Below are 639 nucleotides of genomic sequence, written 5' to 3' on the forward strand. Positions count from 1 at the left end.
TGGCTGTCCAGTCCAATCTTATAAAGATCCTGGAAAGCAAGTTCAGGTATAACTTTTTTCTCTTTTGCCGTGAATTTTTCCGGCGCCAGTAGCATTAATATTTCATATTTTTCTTCTTCATACAGAACATCATCCTGCAGGTTAGCAACTTCAAGCTCATCCCAGACTTTATCAATCAATGAAGGTGCATCCAGAATACATTCCATGATGGTTTTCGATTGCATCTCTGATCGAGTAGCATCAAAGAAACCGTCATCATTAATAACGTAATGAGATTTTTTTCCGTCCTTATTATAGAGGTTGTTGTTGATGTGTCCCCAAATCAGGAATTTCTTATATTCAGTTTCCAGCGGTTTAATTGCATCATTCTCAATGACTCTTTCCGAGACCATCTCATTTGAGTAATTTAGATCGGCAATATAATGTGCACCGTTTGGTAAAATATCTTCTATTTCAGGAGTGTGGGTGTTACTTCTATCTGTTTCATAACCATTCAGTGTATAGAACATATCTTCAAGAGAAGTTGTGCTCTCACTGACCACTGCCTGAATATTATAATGGCCAATTTGTATTTCTGAACCTAAATTCAGGGTGCGAATTTCGTTCTTTTCAACAGGGATCCCATCAATAATACAGACA

Annotated in this window: 1 protein-coding gene; it reads right to left on the reverse strand. The window is 37.2% G+C overall.

What is annotated here, in order from left to right:
* Nucleotides 1–639, reverse strand: a 639-nt coding sequence (locus tag WH277_RS01745) for a TagK domain-containing protein (RefSeq protein ID WP_339504033.1), incomplete at both ends; no start/stop codon positions are given.

The organism is Erwinia sp. MYb416, assembly GCF_037479575.1.
GTDB classification, from domain to species: Bacteria; Pseudomonadota; Gammaproteobacteria; order Enterobacterales; family Enterobacteriaceae; genus Erwinia; species Erwinia rhapontici.